This window comes from Dictyobacter arantiisoli, assembly GCF_008326305.1.
Lineage (GTDB): Bacteria > Chloroflexota > Ktedonobacteria > Ktedonobacterales > Ktedonobacteraceae > Dictyobacter > Dictyobacter arantiisoli.
Genome location: NZ_BIXY01000016.1, coordinates 1 through 14,282 on the forward strand (window position 1 = coordinate 1; position 14,282 = coordinate 14,282).

The window sequence follows — 14,282 nt, forward strand, 5'->3', positions numbered from 1 at the left end:
CCGCCGCCAAGCAGATGATTCAAGCATGGTGGTTTTGGCTGCGTGGGACGAAAAAACCGGTTCCATCCACTCCTCCTGTTCCCCAACCTCCTTCTCCTGTCGCTCCATTGCCTGAGCCGTATCGTCCCTCTGTCACCCATCCTTGGAGGCGATCTCCGGCGTGCCGTCCAAAGTATCTCGCAAAAAAATGACGCGCACCCAATACATCTGGCATAAAAACGAAGTCTTTTTGACAAAGAGTAATAGGTACGCATCACATGTGTATATTTTTTTCCATTTTGAGAATGTGGCACGGTATTTAAAGAGTAGTGGGATGAGAGATTTTATTTCCAAGCTGATAAAGGAGTAGCGATGCTCAATCATAACAGCAGTGGTCTCAAGCACAACAATGGGCAATACTTTAACTTCGCCTTACCTGGACCTTATCGCCACAATTCCTTACTTGTTGATACGATTGAACTCTTCGGCCCGCGCTACACGCCACAAGCATCTATTCTGCATCTCCAGGATAACGCCAACATGGTCTCGATCCACGAAGCAGAGCAATTACAGCAATTTGGTATGCATTCATCAATCAAGCATGTGCTCCCCGATATCATTTTGTATCAAGAAAAGAAACAGGCGCTCTTCTTCATCGAAGTGATAACGAAACGGGGAATGGTTACACCAGCGAGAAAGTATGAGCTTGAGGAATGTTTCAGCGCTTGCTCAATACGTAAAATCTATATCACTGCTTGCTATGAACTACAGGATTATAAGCACATTATTGGACAGATTGCCTGGGGAAGTTATCTCTGGTTCGCTCACACGCCTGATCATATTATTTTTCAATGGTAAAAAAACGTTTCGTGCAGCCATAGATCAATCCGGGTGCAAATAGCATACATACTCAAGCAGCAATATGCTCAGAGCCAGTAATACCAGCGGTTACAACAATATCAGGATGTACCAGTATATTAAGCACAATATTGTTATCCAGCACATCAGCATGAATAACATCACCCGATCGAAATGTATGGCGTAAAAAGGCTTCTGCCAGTGCATCATCTAAAAGACGTTGCACGGTACGACGCAGAGGACGTGCTCCGTATTCGGCACTATAGCCACGTTCAACCAATAAGGTTCGCACTGCATCTGCAACATGTAATTCAATAGATTTTTCTTTTACTCTTTGTTGAGTTTTCTTAATCATTAAATCAACAATTTCACATAGATGTGCCATTTCAAGAGGATGAAAAACAATCGTATCATCAATACGATTGAGCAACTCAGGGCGAAAAACAGTCTTCAATCCTTGCAAAATCTGGTCACGCATCTGTTGGTACTGGATCTGAGGACGATCTTTTTCGCCCTGAGGAGTTGTAAAGGACATCATACCCGGCCTGGCATGTATCGTCCCTACGTTGGATGTCAGAATAATAATCGTATGCTTAAAATCAACCGTCTGTCCGTGGGCATCAGTTAAACAACCATCTTCAAGTACCTGGAGCAGCAAATCAAAAATCTTTGGATGTGCCTTCTCGATTTCATCAAACAGAATTACGCAATAAGGGCGTCGTCGCACTGCCTCGGTCAATTGTCCAGCCTGATCATAGCCAACATATCCAGGAGGGGCACTGATAAGGCGTGAGGCATGATGGCTCTCCATAAACTCGGACATGTCAAGCGTTAGCATTGCATCTTCATCTCCAAACAGGGCCACAGCCAGGGCGCGTGCTAATTCAGTCTTGCCCACGCCCGTTGGTCCAACAAATACGAAGGAACCAATAGGACGACGGCGATCTCGCACATCGGCCCGCGAGCGGCGTATAGCCCTGGCAACGGCCTGAATCGCTTCATGCTGCCCTACCACACGCTGATGCAACTCCTCTTCAAGATGAAGCAGACGTAAGCGCTCTTCTCCTGCTATTTGCACGACAGGAATGCCGGTACACATCGCCACAATAGATGCAATATCTTCAACCACGACACATGAACTCTGCTCACGCTGCCGAACAAACCACTGCTGTTCAGCCTGGCATAACGCCTGCCATGCTTGCCGTTCCTGGGATAACAGTTGAGCGGCACGAGGAAAATCTCTTCTCGCAATCGCATAATCCTTCTCATGCTGAATGGTGGCCAGGGTATCACGCATCCGCAGCACATCATCAGGAAAGAAAGAGCGTCGAACACAGACACGGGCGGAGGCTTCATCTAACACATCCAGGGCTTTGTCTGGCTGGAAACGGTTATGGATATAGCGTGAGGACATCGTCACAGCCGCCAGGAGCGCATCATCGCTGATTTTCAGTCCATGGAATGTCTCATAGCGGGGACGCAGACCCTGCAGAATCTTCAGCGTCTCCTCAGTAGAGGTTTCGGAAACCAGGACGGGTTGAAAACGACGCTCCAGGGCTGGATCAGCCTCAATGGTCTTACGATATTCGTCCAGCGTTGTCGCGCCAATGCATTGGAACTCTCCTCGTGCCAGCATCGGCTTAAACAAATTCGCCACATCCAGAGATCCTTCAGCTACGCCCGCCTGAGCCAGTGTATGCAACTCATCAATCACCACGATAATGTCGGGGGCACGAACAACCTCATGCAGAATATGCTTTAAGCGTTCCTCAAGATCCCCACGGAACTTGGTTCCAATCGAGAGCAAGCCAACATCCAGGGCGACAACTCGGTGATAGAGAAGGGTATCAGGCACGTGGCCCTGGATAATGCGCAGAGCCAGCCCTTCAGCGATAGCAGTTTTTCCCACGCCAGCAGGGCCAATCAAAACAGGATTATTCTTCGTGCGTCGTGAGAGAATCTGCATGGTCCGCTCCAATTCAACCTCACGTCCAATTAAAGGGTCCAACAGATCATCCAGAGCAGCCAGGGTTAAATCCCGACTGACCTGATTAAGTATAGGAGTCTCTTCATAGCGGGTATGATAACGCGTTGAGAGAAGAAGACGCTGATAACCACCATTCATCAAGGCGGTAAACTGTTCACGTGCTGCTTCTAGATGAATGCCAAAACTCTCTAATACTCCCAGCGCCACACTATTCTGTTCCTCAAGAATAGCAAGAAAAAGATGCTCAAGCCTTACCAGTTCAACAGTTGCTTCCACAGCAACCTCTTCCGCCCGCGCCAGAGTTGCACGCGCCGCGACATTCAATGACGGCTCACTGAGAATAGCTTTATTGCCACGTCCTACGACAAAATCTAGTGCCTGCGCGATACTCATCGTACTCACATGCATGGACGCAAATAATCCTTCAATTAACGTATCTTGCAATCTCAGGATACCCAGCAGGAGATGTTCAGAACCTATTAAGCGATGCCGCAAACGCTGCGCCTCTTCACGCGCATAGCTGATCACCTGCCGCACGTCCGAGCTATATTTGTCGTACTTCCCCATTATAGAGCTCCTTCATCCATCATTATTCTCCGCAGTACCTTATGAGATAGATATCGGGAGCGAATGTTCTTTATAACAGAGCGGTACCAGATCAGAAAAAAAATAGAGGAAAAAGTCCTCAAGCATACAACCAGATAGGATCATTGTGAGTCAGAAGAGCAGGAAGAGCAAAACAAGTAAAAAAAAGAACTGGTATTTGACCAGTTCTTTTTGGTGTACCCGATAGGATTTGAACCTACGGCCTACAGATCCGCAATCTGTCGCTCTATCCACTGAGCTACGGGTACATAATTGGCAGGGCCGACATATGGCAGTAATTTTAACAAAACACCGACAACATGTCAAGCTTATACGTAACCACAAGGACACATAAAAGCCTTTGCACTATGCATTACCATTTATGATAGACACAGAGCAAAGTACTATGTGTGGTGTACCCGATAGGATTTGAACCTACGGCCTACAGATCCGCAATCTGTCGCTCTATCCACTGAGCTACGGGTACTCATACATTTTTGGGATTGACACGCTTTAGAAACGCTTGCGAGGACCGCTCGCGCTGTTGTTCATGTCTCTCACTGACGGAGATAATAATATCAGAACAAAGAAGCTTTGTCAAGACTTTTCTCAGCAGATATTAGCAGCAAGCCAGGGTGTGGAAAGCGTATCCGTTCCTGCTTGAATTGAGCATTGCTACCTCTCATGGAGAGAAAGTAGAGGAGAGAAACGAAGATCCATAATCAGGGTCCCACTCACGTGGAACCCCGCTAAACATACCAGAGTAAGCAGGGCTGTACGACCACAACATCAATTGGTAAAATATACCAGTCACGGCTCTCGCAGGGCGTTGAGTGCGTATACGAAGTAGAGAATAACTCTCGATAAGAACGAATATATGCCCCCAGGCCCCAGCCCCATTCATCAGGCAAGGCCATCAATTACATCACGGGCACGATTCAAGGCATCACGACGTACATAGTAATAAGCCCAGAGGCCCTTTTTACGACAATCAACCAACCCGGCATCTCGTAAGATACGCAAATGATGTGAGATTGTAGGTTGCTCTAAGGTAAAACTCTCCACAATCTCAAACACGCATACTTCTCCTTCATGGCGGCTCAACAAGCTCAGGATACGTAGTCGTGTCGGATCAGCCAATGCCTTTAAAAGGCGCGCTTGCGCAACAGCATCTTCCTCTGTCAATGTTGGTACGAACTTTGGCGTAATCACACTCGGATTATTGAGTGGGGCTGTCTGCCTGTTGAGCATTCCAACGGTATTAGTGGCTCCCCCCGGAACTGAAGCTGCACGATTTGAATGGCTCTGATTCATCGATGTCATATTCTTCTCCTTCCATCCTCCCAACCGGATGTAAAACCTTATGTAAAGCCTATAATAGATCTGTGGCTTATGGTATGTGCATACCTACAATTATTATAGAACTCTATCCAAATTGCTAGCCGCAAATGTGTGATTTTAATCCTCATAAGAAGGCAGAATGGCTCGTTTCCACTTCTACCACCCTCAGAAAAAAGAATAAATATTCATTATTACTGATACAATAATGAAAAAAAAGCCAGGAATGGGAGTAGCAATGTGTGAACAGTTACCACTCCCATTCCTGGAGTACGCTTGATTAAAGCATGACTGCTGTGCGGGCGTTGAGGCGGGAGAGAAGCGTGGGGCCAAGCCTCACGCCCCGGGTTAAGGACTTGCAGCCCTTAATAATCCCTCTTTACGTTCGCACGCCTGGGGAGGCTCCCCAGGCGTGCGAACGTATTCAATGAGGTTACTTTTTCCTCGATGGTTACTTTTTTCCCTCGGGGCGCAAATCGAGATGCAATTCATGCAATTGTTTATCGTCTACCAGGGCAGGTGCGCCCATCAGGAGATCCAATGCACTCTGGGTTTTGGGGAACGCGATTACTTCGCGAATACTCTCCGTATCCGCTAATAACATGATCAAGCGGTCAATACCAAGAGCGATACCACCGTGGGGTGGAGCTCCATATTCAAATGCCTCAAGCATATGACCAAACTGCTCGGTAATTTGCTCATCAGTCATATTCATCAAAGAAAAGACTTTGTGTTGAAGCTCAGCTACGTTGATACGGACGCTACCACCACCGATCTCAAATCCATTGCAGATAATGTCATACTGCTTGGCTCGAATAGCGAGAGGATCACTATCTAGCTTGCTGACATCATGCTCATCCATATTTGAGAAAGGATTGTGTTCAGCATCATAGCGCTTCAAATCGTCATCGTAATGGAATAGTGGGAAATCGACGACCCAGCACAATGCCATTTCATCAGAATCAATCAATTGCAAGCGCTCAGCGAGCTTCACACGCAGGCGGAAGAGTACATCATTGGAGACTTTAGCGCTATCTGCAACAAACAGCAGCAGGTCGCCCGGTTTGCCCTCCAGACGTGTGACAATTGCCTGCACCTCTTCGGTGGTCATAAACTTTGTCAGAGGAGATTTTATCTCGCCATTGTCGTGTATAGCAAGCGAAACCAATCCTTTAGCGCCAAGCGTGCGAGCATATTCAGTCAGCGCTTCAACCTCTTTGCGACTGTAACCACCAGCACCAGGTACACGAATACCTTTGACTATGCCCTGGGCTGCCAGCGTGCTCTTAAACACGCTAAAGTTACCTGCAGATGCCAGGTCAGTAATCTCCACTAACGGCAAATCAAAGCGCAGATCAGGATGGTCAGTACCATAACGATCCATCGCCTCTGGATAGCTGATGCGTGGGAACGGACGCTGCTTAATGCGTTTTGAAGTCACCTTTTCAATCAAATGAATCAACATGTCTTCAATCAAAGACATTACATCATTTTCAGAAACAAATGACATCTCTAAATCCAATTGGGTAAACTCGGGTTGGCGATCAGCACGCTGGTCTTCATCGCGGAAACACCGGGCAATCTGGAAATAACGATCCAGACCACCGACCATCAGGAGCTGCTTTAATTGTTGCGGCGACTGGGGCAACGCGTAAAACTCACCTGCATACAGACGGCTAGGTACAAGATAGTCACGCGCACCTTCAGGCGTACTCTTCATCAAGATCGGAGTCTCCACCTCAACAAAAGCACGGTCATCCAAATAATCTCGCATCTCTTTCACAACACGGTGGCGTAACACCACGATATCGCGCATACGCGGACGGCGTAGATCCAGATAACGATATTTCAGGCGCAACGCTTCATCCACCTGCACGCTATCATTTATTGGAAAAGGTGTTGTACGCGATGGATTTAAAATCTGAATAGCTTCAGCAGAAATTTCAATCTCACCAGTGCTCAATTGAGGATTTTCGGTTCCAGCCAGGCGGCGTACCACCTTACCGGTCACCTGCACTACATATTCCGAACGTAGCTCAGTTGCTACGCGATGAGCCTCGGGAGAACGTTCAGGATCACAAACAACCTGGGTTACGCCATAGCGGTCACGAACATCCAGGAAAATCAGCCCACCATGGTCACGGCGACGATTTATCCAACCAGCCAGCTTGATTGTTTGATCAACCGCAGACGCGGTTAATTCACCACACGTATGCGTGCGGTACTGCACCTCAAATCCCACGTGCATGTCACTCCTTTTGTTATGTCACTGGAGAAAAGGGTAGTGCCAACCAGAACGGAAAAGGGACTCAAAAAAGCCACCACGGCCACCACATCTCTCTCTAGCGGTATGTTATCGCATCACTAAAAATCACTGCTGTACCCGAAAGTAAACAGCAGTGAAACAAATATCTTTCTCTTATTGTGGCACGAGCCGTCAATCCTCTAGGGAGCCGGAGTACAGGCTGTGGCAGAGGAAACATCAACCGTGATCTGACTCGGAGCGGGGGAACCCTTTGCCGAACCCAACAGATTGATCTGGTTCACTCCGGTATCAAAAGTCAAGCTCTTGACTGCAGAGATATCATCCACAGATGCGTACTGGCGTATCAATTGTACGCTGGGACCAGCCAATCCCCCAGATCCTACGACTTTTCCACCAACATTATTCGTTGTCGGTGTTGGCGTCGCCGTAGAAGCCGGCGTATTACCGGCAGACACAATGGCGAAATCCATTACCCGGTGGTTTGTATTATCCACCAGAAACACATGCGTTTGTTTACCAACCTGGCCCGCCGTCAGCAATGACTGAGGAATCTGAGCAGTTGGGGGGGGGATGGACAAAAATTTTGTAATTGAAGTAGTCGGTGTAGCCACTGGCGTTGCGACGTTAAAATTCGTGGCATTCAACGACCATGGCGTTGCAACCGCTCCCTGCACTAATACATTATCTTCTAATGGATTCACGGTTGTAAAATGCAAGCTTTTCACCTGACCATCACTATGCAACAAGAAAAGTAAATCATCAGGTAACGCCACTGCACTCACCAGACTGGTTGAGATTGAGATAGTTGATGAAATGGGAGTGTTATTCAACTTATCAACACTATACTTCAGTACAGTAGCCTGATTGGGAGTCGTCTGGCTTGACGTGGAAAACACGTAGATTGCCCCATTCCAGGCGGTCATAAGTTGGGGTGTTGATCCTTTGAGGAAATCCGCTTTAATGACCGTACCATTCGCGACACTCTCAGCTAACTTTCCATCTTTCATCTTATACGCATGTAAGCGATAATTGATACTGGTTCCTGCTTTCACTGCGCTAGCAGTCGTCAGGGTATACAAATATTGTGCATCATTGGCGATCAACGCTATCTTATCAGGACCCGGCGTCACCTTGACAAGGGTATTTTGGGCATTCACCTGATAGAGATCACCACCCCCCAATATGTACGTAGACGAATGATTGTTATCAACTTTAATATTTGCAACAGACATCGTTTGCGTATTTTGATTGCCCATATTCAAAGCGATAGGAACATGCGTAGTACACGGCAAGAGAGTTACTGAGGATTGTTGATTGTAATTACTTAAAGCAACTTTGAAGTCTGAGGTAAATGTATCCTGAAGTGTTTTAAGTTGACTACTCTGCTGCGGGTTCAGCGATGCATTCTTTGCACTATGTAAATGAACTTGAGCCTTTGTCAACAATGTCAGGGCATCGCCTGGTCTGGCGGGCAGATCGCCTTTCGCCTGACCAATCAATGTATCAGCCTGTGCTAAATCCGCCTGTGCATCTGATGGTAATAAGAAATAATAGGCACCAGCGGCACCAACAGCAACAATAAGCAGCAAAGTAACAAGGACTGGCACGAGCACGCGCCTGCGCTTTTTGGCCTTCGGTAGAGCTGCAGCCGCCACAGGAGCGGTATTGCCACTGGCGGTCGGCATAAAAAACTGATCACTGGTAGGATTTAAAGGGCGACTATTTACGCGTAAATTATCGATACGGAAAGAACCAGAAGGCATACTCAGCGAGGATGAGGGGACACGTCCTAAAACGACCGTACTCTCATCAGCGGGATGCTCGGAACTTCCAGCATGGACAGGATGCTGTAACAATGTGGCTGGAATATCATCGCCAGCTTCCTGGACACGTACGACAATCGCTGTAATATTATCGGCGCCACCATTTTCATTGGCACGCTCAACCAGATGATAGACGCTCTCTTGTGGTAAATATTTATTGACAATGGCGCGCAGGTCATCCTCACCGACCGGCCCGGAAAGGCCATCGGAACAGAGGACAAAGGTATCACTTTCCTCTAACAGTTCAGTAAAGACATCGACCTCTACCTCAGCTTGCGTTCCCAGGGCACGCGTAATGACATTGCGTTGCGCATGCGAACGGGCCTGATCTTTCGTCAATAAACCCGCTCGTACCTGTTCCTCTACCCAGGAATGGTCCTGTGATATCTGCTTCGACTGACCATGCCGCACCATATAGGCGCGACTATCTCCTACATTCGCGATATAGGCTACGCCACCACGAAAGACCGCAGCGACACAGGTAGTACCCATACCACTACGCATCATGTTTTCTGCCGCTCGCTGATGAATTAAAGCATTCGCTCTTTTAATGGCATTCATCAATGAGAGAGGAATATCATCATTTTCATCTTGATAGTAGACATTGCTCACTGTGTCTACAGCAATCTCGCTTGCCACTTCCCCTGCTGCATGTCCACCCATGCCATCAGCAACAATAAACAGTGCGCCTTTTTTGGCCATAACCTGACTGTCTCTTGGGATGACATAGGCCATATTATCTTCATTATGGGGACGTTTACGGCCAACATCTGTTAGCTGTGCGACATCGAGCCGGAGTTGTTTGGACAACGCGCTTCTCTCCCGTACTTTAGTAGCTCTCGATTTGTGCGCACTGCCCACTAGGCAGTTGCTGGAACTTTAGGCTATAATACACCGATACAGAGAAAAATGCAACGTAATACACATTTCTGTGGTTGCGATCTTCTCACTCGCCTACTACTTATACCGCTCACTGCACCTGAGTATACTCTTTCGATTCTCAGCATGCAAGGTATATAGCCCGCGGTACTAGCAGCACCCATTCTAGAAGGCAGATGTACAATGGAATCATCCTCGATTCAGAAAATGCTTTTACAAGCTATCCATGCCCAACTTCCATCCTATCTGAGCGACTGGCGTTGTATCTCTACCTACTTTTATACTTTACCAGAGCCAGAGATACAAGAGGTTTTGCTCACACTTTTACCCTGCCACGGCTTTACCGCGCAAAAGTTGGATCAAAACCTTCCCATTATATATGCTGAATACGCTACAAACGCGCCACATACGGTCTTATTTGTGCTGACCTATCAGGCAGAATCGTTACTCCCAAGGGCCCAACACCTTATCTCGCCTCTCGTGTCACAAATGGCTGCCATCCAAATCTATCAAACACACATTGGTCATCTGCCGCTTAATCTCAAGTGGCTCTTTATCGACAAAAACATGCCAGATCATGCTGCGTTTATTCGTCTGATGACCGACCATCATTCCTTACTGCAAGCAGATACCTGTATTTTCTATACAACAAAACAAGAAATTAGCCAGCAAGTGGCGTTGCCAGAACTAAGTCTGGGAATGAAAGGCCATTTGCAGGTAGAGTTAACCATCCAGACGGCTCAAAGAGCGATTCCAGCTGGCTATGGGGCTATTGCACCCAATGCCGCATGGCAATTGGTGTGGGGATTGCAAAGCATTAAAGATAGTCATGAAGAGATTCTGATCGAAGGATTTTATGATATGCTTTTGCCACCGGAAGATGAAACGATTGAATCAATCACACAATTTCCGAATACCACATCCCAACATACCGAGCAATGGGGTACCAAGCAACTGCTGCTTGGATTAAATGGGATACAACAACACTATGCCCACTTTCTCACCCCAACCTGCACGATCACAGAATTTCATAGTCCTGTACCAACAAATAACGCAGAGACAGCTACAACCATTCCCTCAACAGCCAATGCACGGCTTGATTTTCAGCTGGTACCTGACCAGAATCCTTCTATTATTTTCTCCAGACTGCAACAGCAACTCGCGCCATATAACGTGCAAGCCCATCTCCTGGCCGCAACGTTACCCCACTATACATCTATAAAAAAACCATTCGCCCAACACCTGCACAACAGCCTGTATACGGCCTATCAACAAACTCCCATCCTGATTCCTCTCAGCACACAAACAGATGTGTATGAACAAATCATCCACAATCAATTGGCGATACCCACCCTGCGCCTTGCCCTCCCCTCCCTGGGAGAGGAGCCAGAGCAACAGACTCAACATCTCGTTCACACTATCTACCAGCAGGCACTTTTCTTCGCCAGCAGTGACAGCACGAAGCGTCCATAGCCAGGCTATCAGACAAGCCAATAGTGCCATTTATTAGGCCAATGCTTAAGAGGGAGAGTATACTGGGAAATAAGCATACGCCCAGGAAGCAACATACACCCAGAAAATGGTGGAAACAAAAAACAAAGACGTTACGTATAGAGATGTTACAGGGTATGTATGAACTTGGACATCAAACCTAAATGAGGCAACAGGTCAGCAGAACAGTCTTGGTTCATCCTCTCAACATCTCCCCTGGAAGTCTGATGAGGAGAACTCAATAAAGATGCACATAGGTATTAATGCGCAGTTGCTATCTTACAGTCAGAACTATCGCAATGGCGGTGTGAGTCGTTACATCCGTTATCTTCTTACCCAGCTTGCCAGACAACCGCAAGAACATGCCTATACAGTATTTGTGAATGGGCAAGAAGTAATTGATCATCTCGAACCACATCCCCAGATTACCTATGTCTCTGCTCCGTGGTCAGAAGACCGGCCTACCAGCAGGATAGCATGGGAACAATTGACGCTTCCCACGCTGATTCGTCAGAAACAGATTGACGTCTTTCATTCGCCGGTCAATGTGCGTCCTGAGTTGCTTCCACGCCACTGTGCCAGCGTCGTGACACTCCATGATCTCGCGTTTTTGCGTTTCTCGCATGTGCTTACACGCGCGAAACGCCTCTACCATAGTACTTTTACCGTGCGCAGTTTAAAGCATGCCACACTGATCATCACGGTCTCAGATAGCACAAAACGCGATCTCCATGAGCTGGTAAATATCCCGTACGAGCGTATCCAGACGATATATCCGTGTATCGACGAGCGGTTTTCAAACGTTCTTAAAGAAGAAAAGATACATTCTTTCCGGGAAAAAAACGGTGTCAAAGACGGTTTTATATTATATCTTGGTACATTAGAGCCACGCAAAAATATCGCAACCTTGCTGGATGCCTACGCGCAATTAAAACAGAAATATCAGATACAAGAAAAACTTGTGCTGGCTGGCGGCAAAGGATGGCTCTATGACGAGATTTTTACCAGAGTCCATCAATTAGGACTAGAGGAAGCAGTTTTATTTCCAGGATTTGTCGCAGATAGTGAACAGGCTCTGTGGTATCAGAGCGCCGCTGTCTTTGCTTATCCTTCACTCTATGAGGGTTTCGGCATCCCTGTCGCGGAGGCATTAGCCAGTGGCACGCCTGTCGTCACCTCAAATGTCTCTAGTTTGCCAGAAGCTGGTGCCGGGCTGGCACTCTGTATTGATCCGCAAGATAGCAATGCATTAAGCGCTGCGCTCTATCAGGCACTGATAGATCAGCAGTTGCGTGATCGCTGCAAACAACTGGCACCAGGTATTGCCCAACAATTTTCAGCCCATGCCATGGTAGAACAAACCATTGCAGCTTACGAACAAGCCGCAAAAATTCATCACCAACAACGTATAACGTATGTTCAATAGTTTTGAGATAGATATAAGCATATGGCTCGAATTGTAAATAGCAACGTGGCTCCTAACGACTCCAGAAATACCACTATAGCCACAAAACAAGAAATGATGGGCGGAGCGACCGGACCGATTACAAAAATCATCTCCGCACGCCGCTCACATCGTCGTCACTGGCGCATAGCAGAAATAGCCTTTATGGTTATTCTCGATGCGATCCTTATTGTTGCAGCTATTTATCTGGCATACAGTCTCAGATACCACATTATAACCCCCAACAATCCATTTATTGAGGGGTTAAAAAATCAGCTCTTTGGCTATACCTATCTGGCCGATGATAGGGCAGCCCCACACTTTAGCGATTATTGGTTCTTAATCACCGGTGTTCCCATTGGACTAATTATTATCTTTGCCTCACGCCGTCTTTATAATATTCGCCTGACTGGTAACTGGTTCCAACAAGTCTGGACGATCATTAGTTCGGTAACAATTGGTATCGCATTTTTGATTACAATCTACTTCTTTTTTGTAAATCCGAATGTGGTAACTAACGAAGGATTTATTCTCCCGAACTCGCGTCTGTTGGTACCATTTATCTGGGCCTCTGCCATTATCGTACTCTGTCTGGGTCGTCTGGTCGTCTCGGGCATCATGGGTGTCCTCTATCGTATGGGATTGGGAGAAACACGTGTGCTCGTGGTGGGTTCTGGCCGCCTCGGGAAAATGGTCATGCAATGCCTGGCTGCCAGTCCTAATCTAGGCTACTCGGTTGTTGGCTTTCTTCATGATCTCAATGGTACACCGGGAGATTTTGGGCGTTTCAAAATGCTGGGTACGATTGATGATATTGGCCTGGTCATTCGCTCGATGCAGGTTGATGAAGTCATCATTGCGCTCCCTTCTGATATGAATAAATACGCGCTGCACAGCGTCAAACTTTGCGAACACCTGGGAGCTTCTTTCAAGCTAATTCCTGATATCTATGAGCTCAATCTTTCACGGATTGATATCGAAAATATTGAGGGTATCCCACTGCTGGGTATCAAGCAGATCTCTCTTAATACGCCACAGCGCATCGTCACGCGCAGCATTGATATTAGTATCTCGTTGATCTTTCTCCTGATTGGTTCTCTGGTTTTCCTCAGTATTGCCCTGGCAGTAAAATTGAGTTCACCGGGACCCATCATTTATAAACAAGAACGCGTCGGACTGGATGGGCGGCATTTCAAGATGTTGAAGTTCCGTTCGATGTATAAGGATGCCGATCAGCGCCTGGCGCAGTTGGAAAAGTTTAATGAGGCGCAGGGACCCATTTTTAAAATGAAAGAAGATCCACGTGTAACACCCGTCGGACGCTTCATTCGTCGCACCAGCCTGGATGAAATTCCTCAGTTCTTTAATGTTCTGAAGGGCGAGATGAGCCTGGTTGGCCCGCGACCGCCCTTACCACGGGAAGTAGCTCAGTACAAAGAGTGGCAAAAAGCCCGTCTGTCGATTAAACCTGGCCTGACCGGACTCTGGCAGGTACGCGGTCGCAGTAATATTAGCTTTGATGAAGGCGTTTTGATGGATATCTATTATATAGAAAATTGGTCGTTACGCCTCTATATTCAGACGCTGCTACGTACGATTCCAGCTGTCTTATTCAGTCGAGGAGCATATTAA

The 14,282-nt window shown here is 47.2% G+C and carries 8 protein-coding genes, 2 tRNA genes and 1 pseudogene; 5 read left to right on the forward strand and 6 right to left on the reverse strand.

The features are described from left to right. Together F1593_RS28890 and F1593_RS07280 are read left to right on the forward strand one after the other, a co-directional pair. Positions 1–191 (forward strand): annotated as a pseudogene (locus F1593_RS28890) (ISKra4-like element ISKra2 family transposase); the annotation flags it as partial. Between the two features lie 160 nt (positions 192–351). Then, a complete protein-coding gene (locus tag F1593_RS07280) occupies positions 352–837 on the forward strand; it encodes a BsuBI/PstI family type II restriction endonuclease (protein ID WP_149400901.1) in 486 nt (161 codons plus the stop codon). A gap of 52 nt (positions 838–889) precedes the next feature. Here F1593_RS07280 and F1593_RS07285 read toward each other — a convergent pair whose 3' ends face one another. The 6 genes from F1593_RS07285 to F1593_RS07310 all read right to left on the reverse strand — a co-directional run bounded on the left by F1593_RS07285 (position 890) and on the right by F1593_RS07310 (position 9,646). Further along, a complete protein-coding gene (locus F1593_RS07285; protein WP_149400902.1) occupies positions 890–3,391 on the reverse strand; it encodes an ATP-dependent Clp protease ATP-binding subunit in 2,502 nt (833 codons plus the stop codon). A 211-nt stretch (positions 3,392–3,602) separates the two neighbouring features. Further along, positions 3,603–3,678 (reverse strand) — tRNA-Arg (locus F1593_RS07290). 142 nt (positions 3,679–3,820) lie between these two features. Then, positions 3,821–3,896 (reverse strand) — tRNA-Arg (locus F1593_RS07295). A 416-nt stretch (positions 3,897–4,312) separates the two neighbouring features. Continuing rightward, complete coding sequence (locus F1593_RS07300) at positions 4,313–4,732, reverse strand: ArsR/SmtB family transcription factor (RefSeq protein ID WP_216368805.1); 420 nt, start codon at positions 4,730–4,732, stop codon at positions 4,313–4,315. Positions 4,733–5,198: 466 nt separating this feature from the next. Beyond that, the gene (gene aspS / locus F1593_RS07305) at positions 5,199–6,995 is read right to left on the reverse strand and encodes an aspartate--tRNA ligase (protein ID WP_172631936.1); all 1,797 of its coding nucleotides are present in this window, start codon (positions 6,993–6,995) and stop codon (positions 5,199–5,201) included. A gap of 197 nt (positions 6,996–7,192) precedes the next feature. Continuing rightward, on the reverse strand, positions 7,193–9,646 hold the full coding sequence (locus F1593_RS07310) for a Stp1/IreP family PP2C-type Ser/Thr phosphatase (protein ID WP_149400903.1): 2,454 nt from the start codon (positions 9,644–9,646) through the stop codon (positions 7,193–7,195). Between the two features lie 252 nt (positions 9,647–9,898). On the opposite strand from F1593_RS07310, the gene F1593_RS07315 reads away from it, so the two are divergent. The 3 genes from F1593_RS07315 (at position 9,899) to F1593_RS07325 (ending at position 14,282) form a co-directional block, all read left to right on the forward strand. Beyond that, positions 9,899–11,188, forward strand: coding sequence for a peptidase dimerization domain-containing protein (locus F1593_RS07315; RefSeq protein ID WP_149400904.1), 1,290 nt, complete (start codon positions 9,899–9,901; stop codon positions 11,186–11,188). Positions 11,189–11,453: 265 nt separating this feature from the next. Beyond that, on the forward strand, positions 11,454–12,632 hold the full coding sequence (locus F1593_RS07320) for a glycosyltransferase family 4 protein (RefSeq protein WP_149400905.1): 1,179 nt from the start codon (positions 11,454–11,456) through the stop codon (positions 12,630–12,632). A gap of 21 nt (positions 12,633–12,653) precedes the next feature. Further along, positions 12,654–14,282 carry a sugar transferase gene (locus F1593_RS07325; protein WP_149400906.1) on the forward strand — a complete coding sequence of 543 codons (1,629 nt, stop codon included), beginning with the start codon at positions 12,654–12,656 and terminating at the stop codon, positions 14,280–14,282.

Bases quoted from the DNA above. Each gene is read 5' to 3' on its own strand.
- aspS (WP_172631936.1), bottom strand. From the start codon at position 6,995: ATGCACGTGGGATTTGAGGTGCAGTACCGCACGCATACGTGTGGTGAA.
- F1593_RS07300 (WP_216368805.1), bottom strand. From the start codon at position 4,732: ATGACATCGATGAATCAGAGCCATTCAAATCGTGCAGCTTCAGTTCCG.
- F1593_RS07315 (WP_149400904.1), top strand. From the start codon at position 9,899: ATGGAATCATCCTCGATTCAGAAAATGCTTTTACAAGCTATCCATGCC.
- F1593_RS07320 (WP_149400905.1), top strand. From the start codon at position 11,454: ATGCACATAGGTATTAATGCGCAGTTGCTATCTTACAGTCAGAACTAT.
- F1593_RS07280 (WP_149400901.1), top strand. From the start codon at position 352: ATGCTCAATCATAACAGCAGTGGTCTCAAGCACAACAATGGGCAATAC.
- F1593_RS07285 (WP_149400902.1), bottom strand. From the start codon at position 3,391: ATGGGGAAGTACGACAAATATAGCTCGGACGTGCGGCAGGTGATCAGC.
- F1593_RS07325 (WP_149400906.1), top strand. From the start codon at position 12,654: ATGGCTCGAATTGTAAATAGCAACGTGGCTCCTAACGACTCCAGAAAT.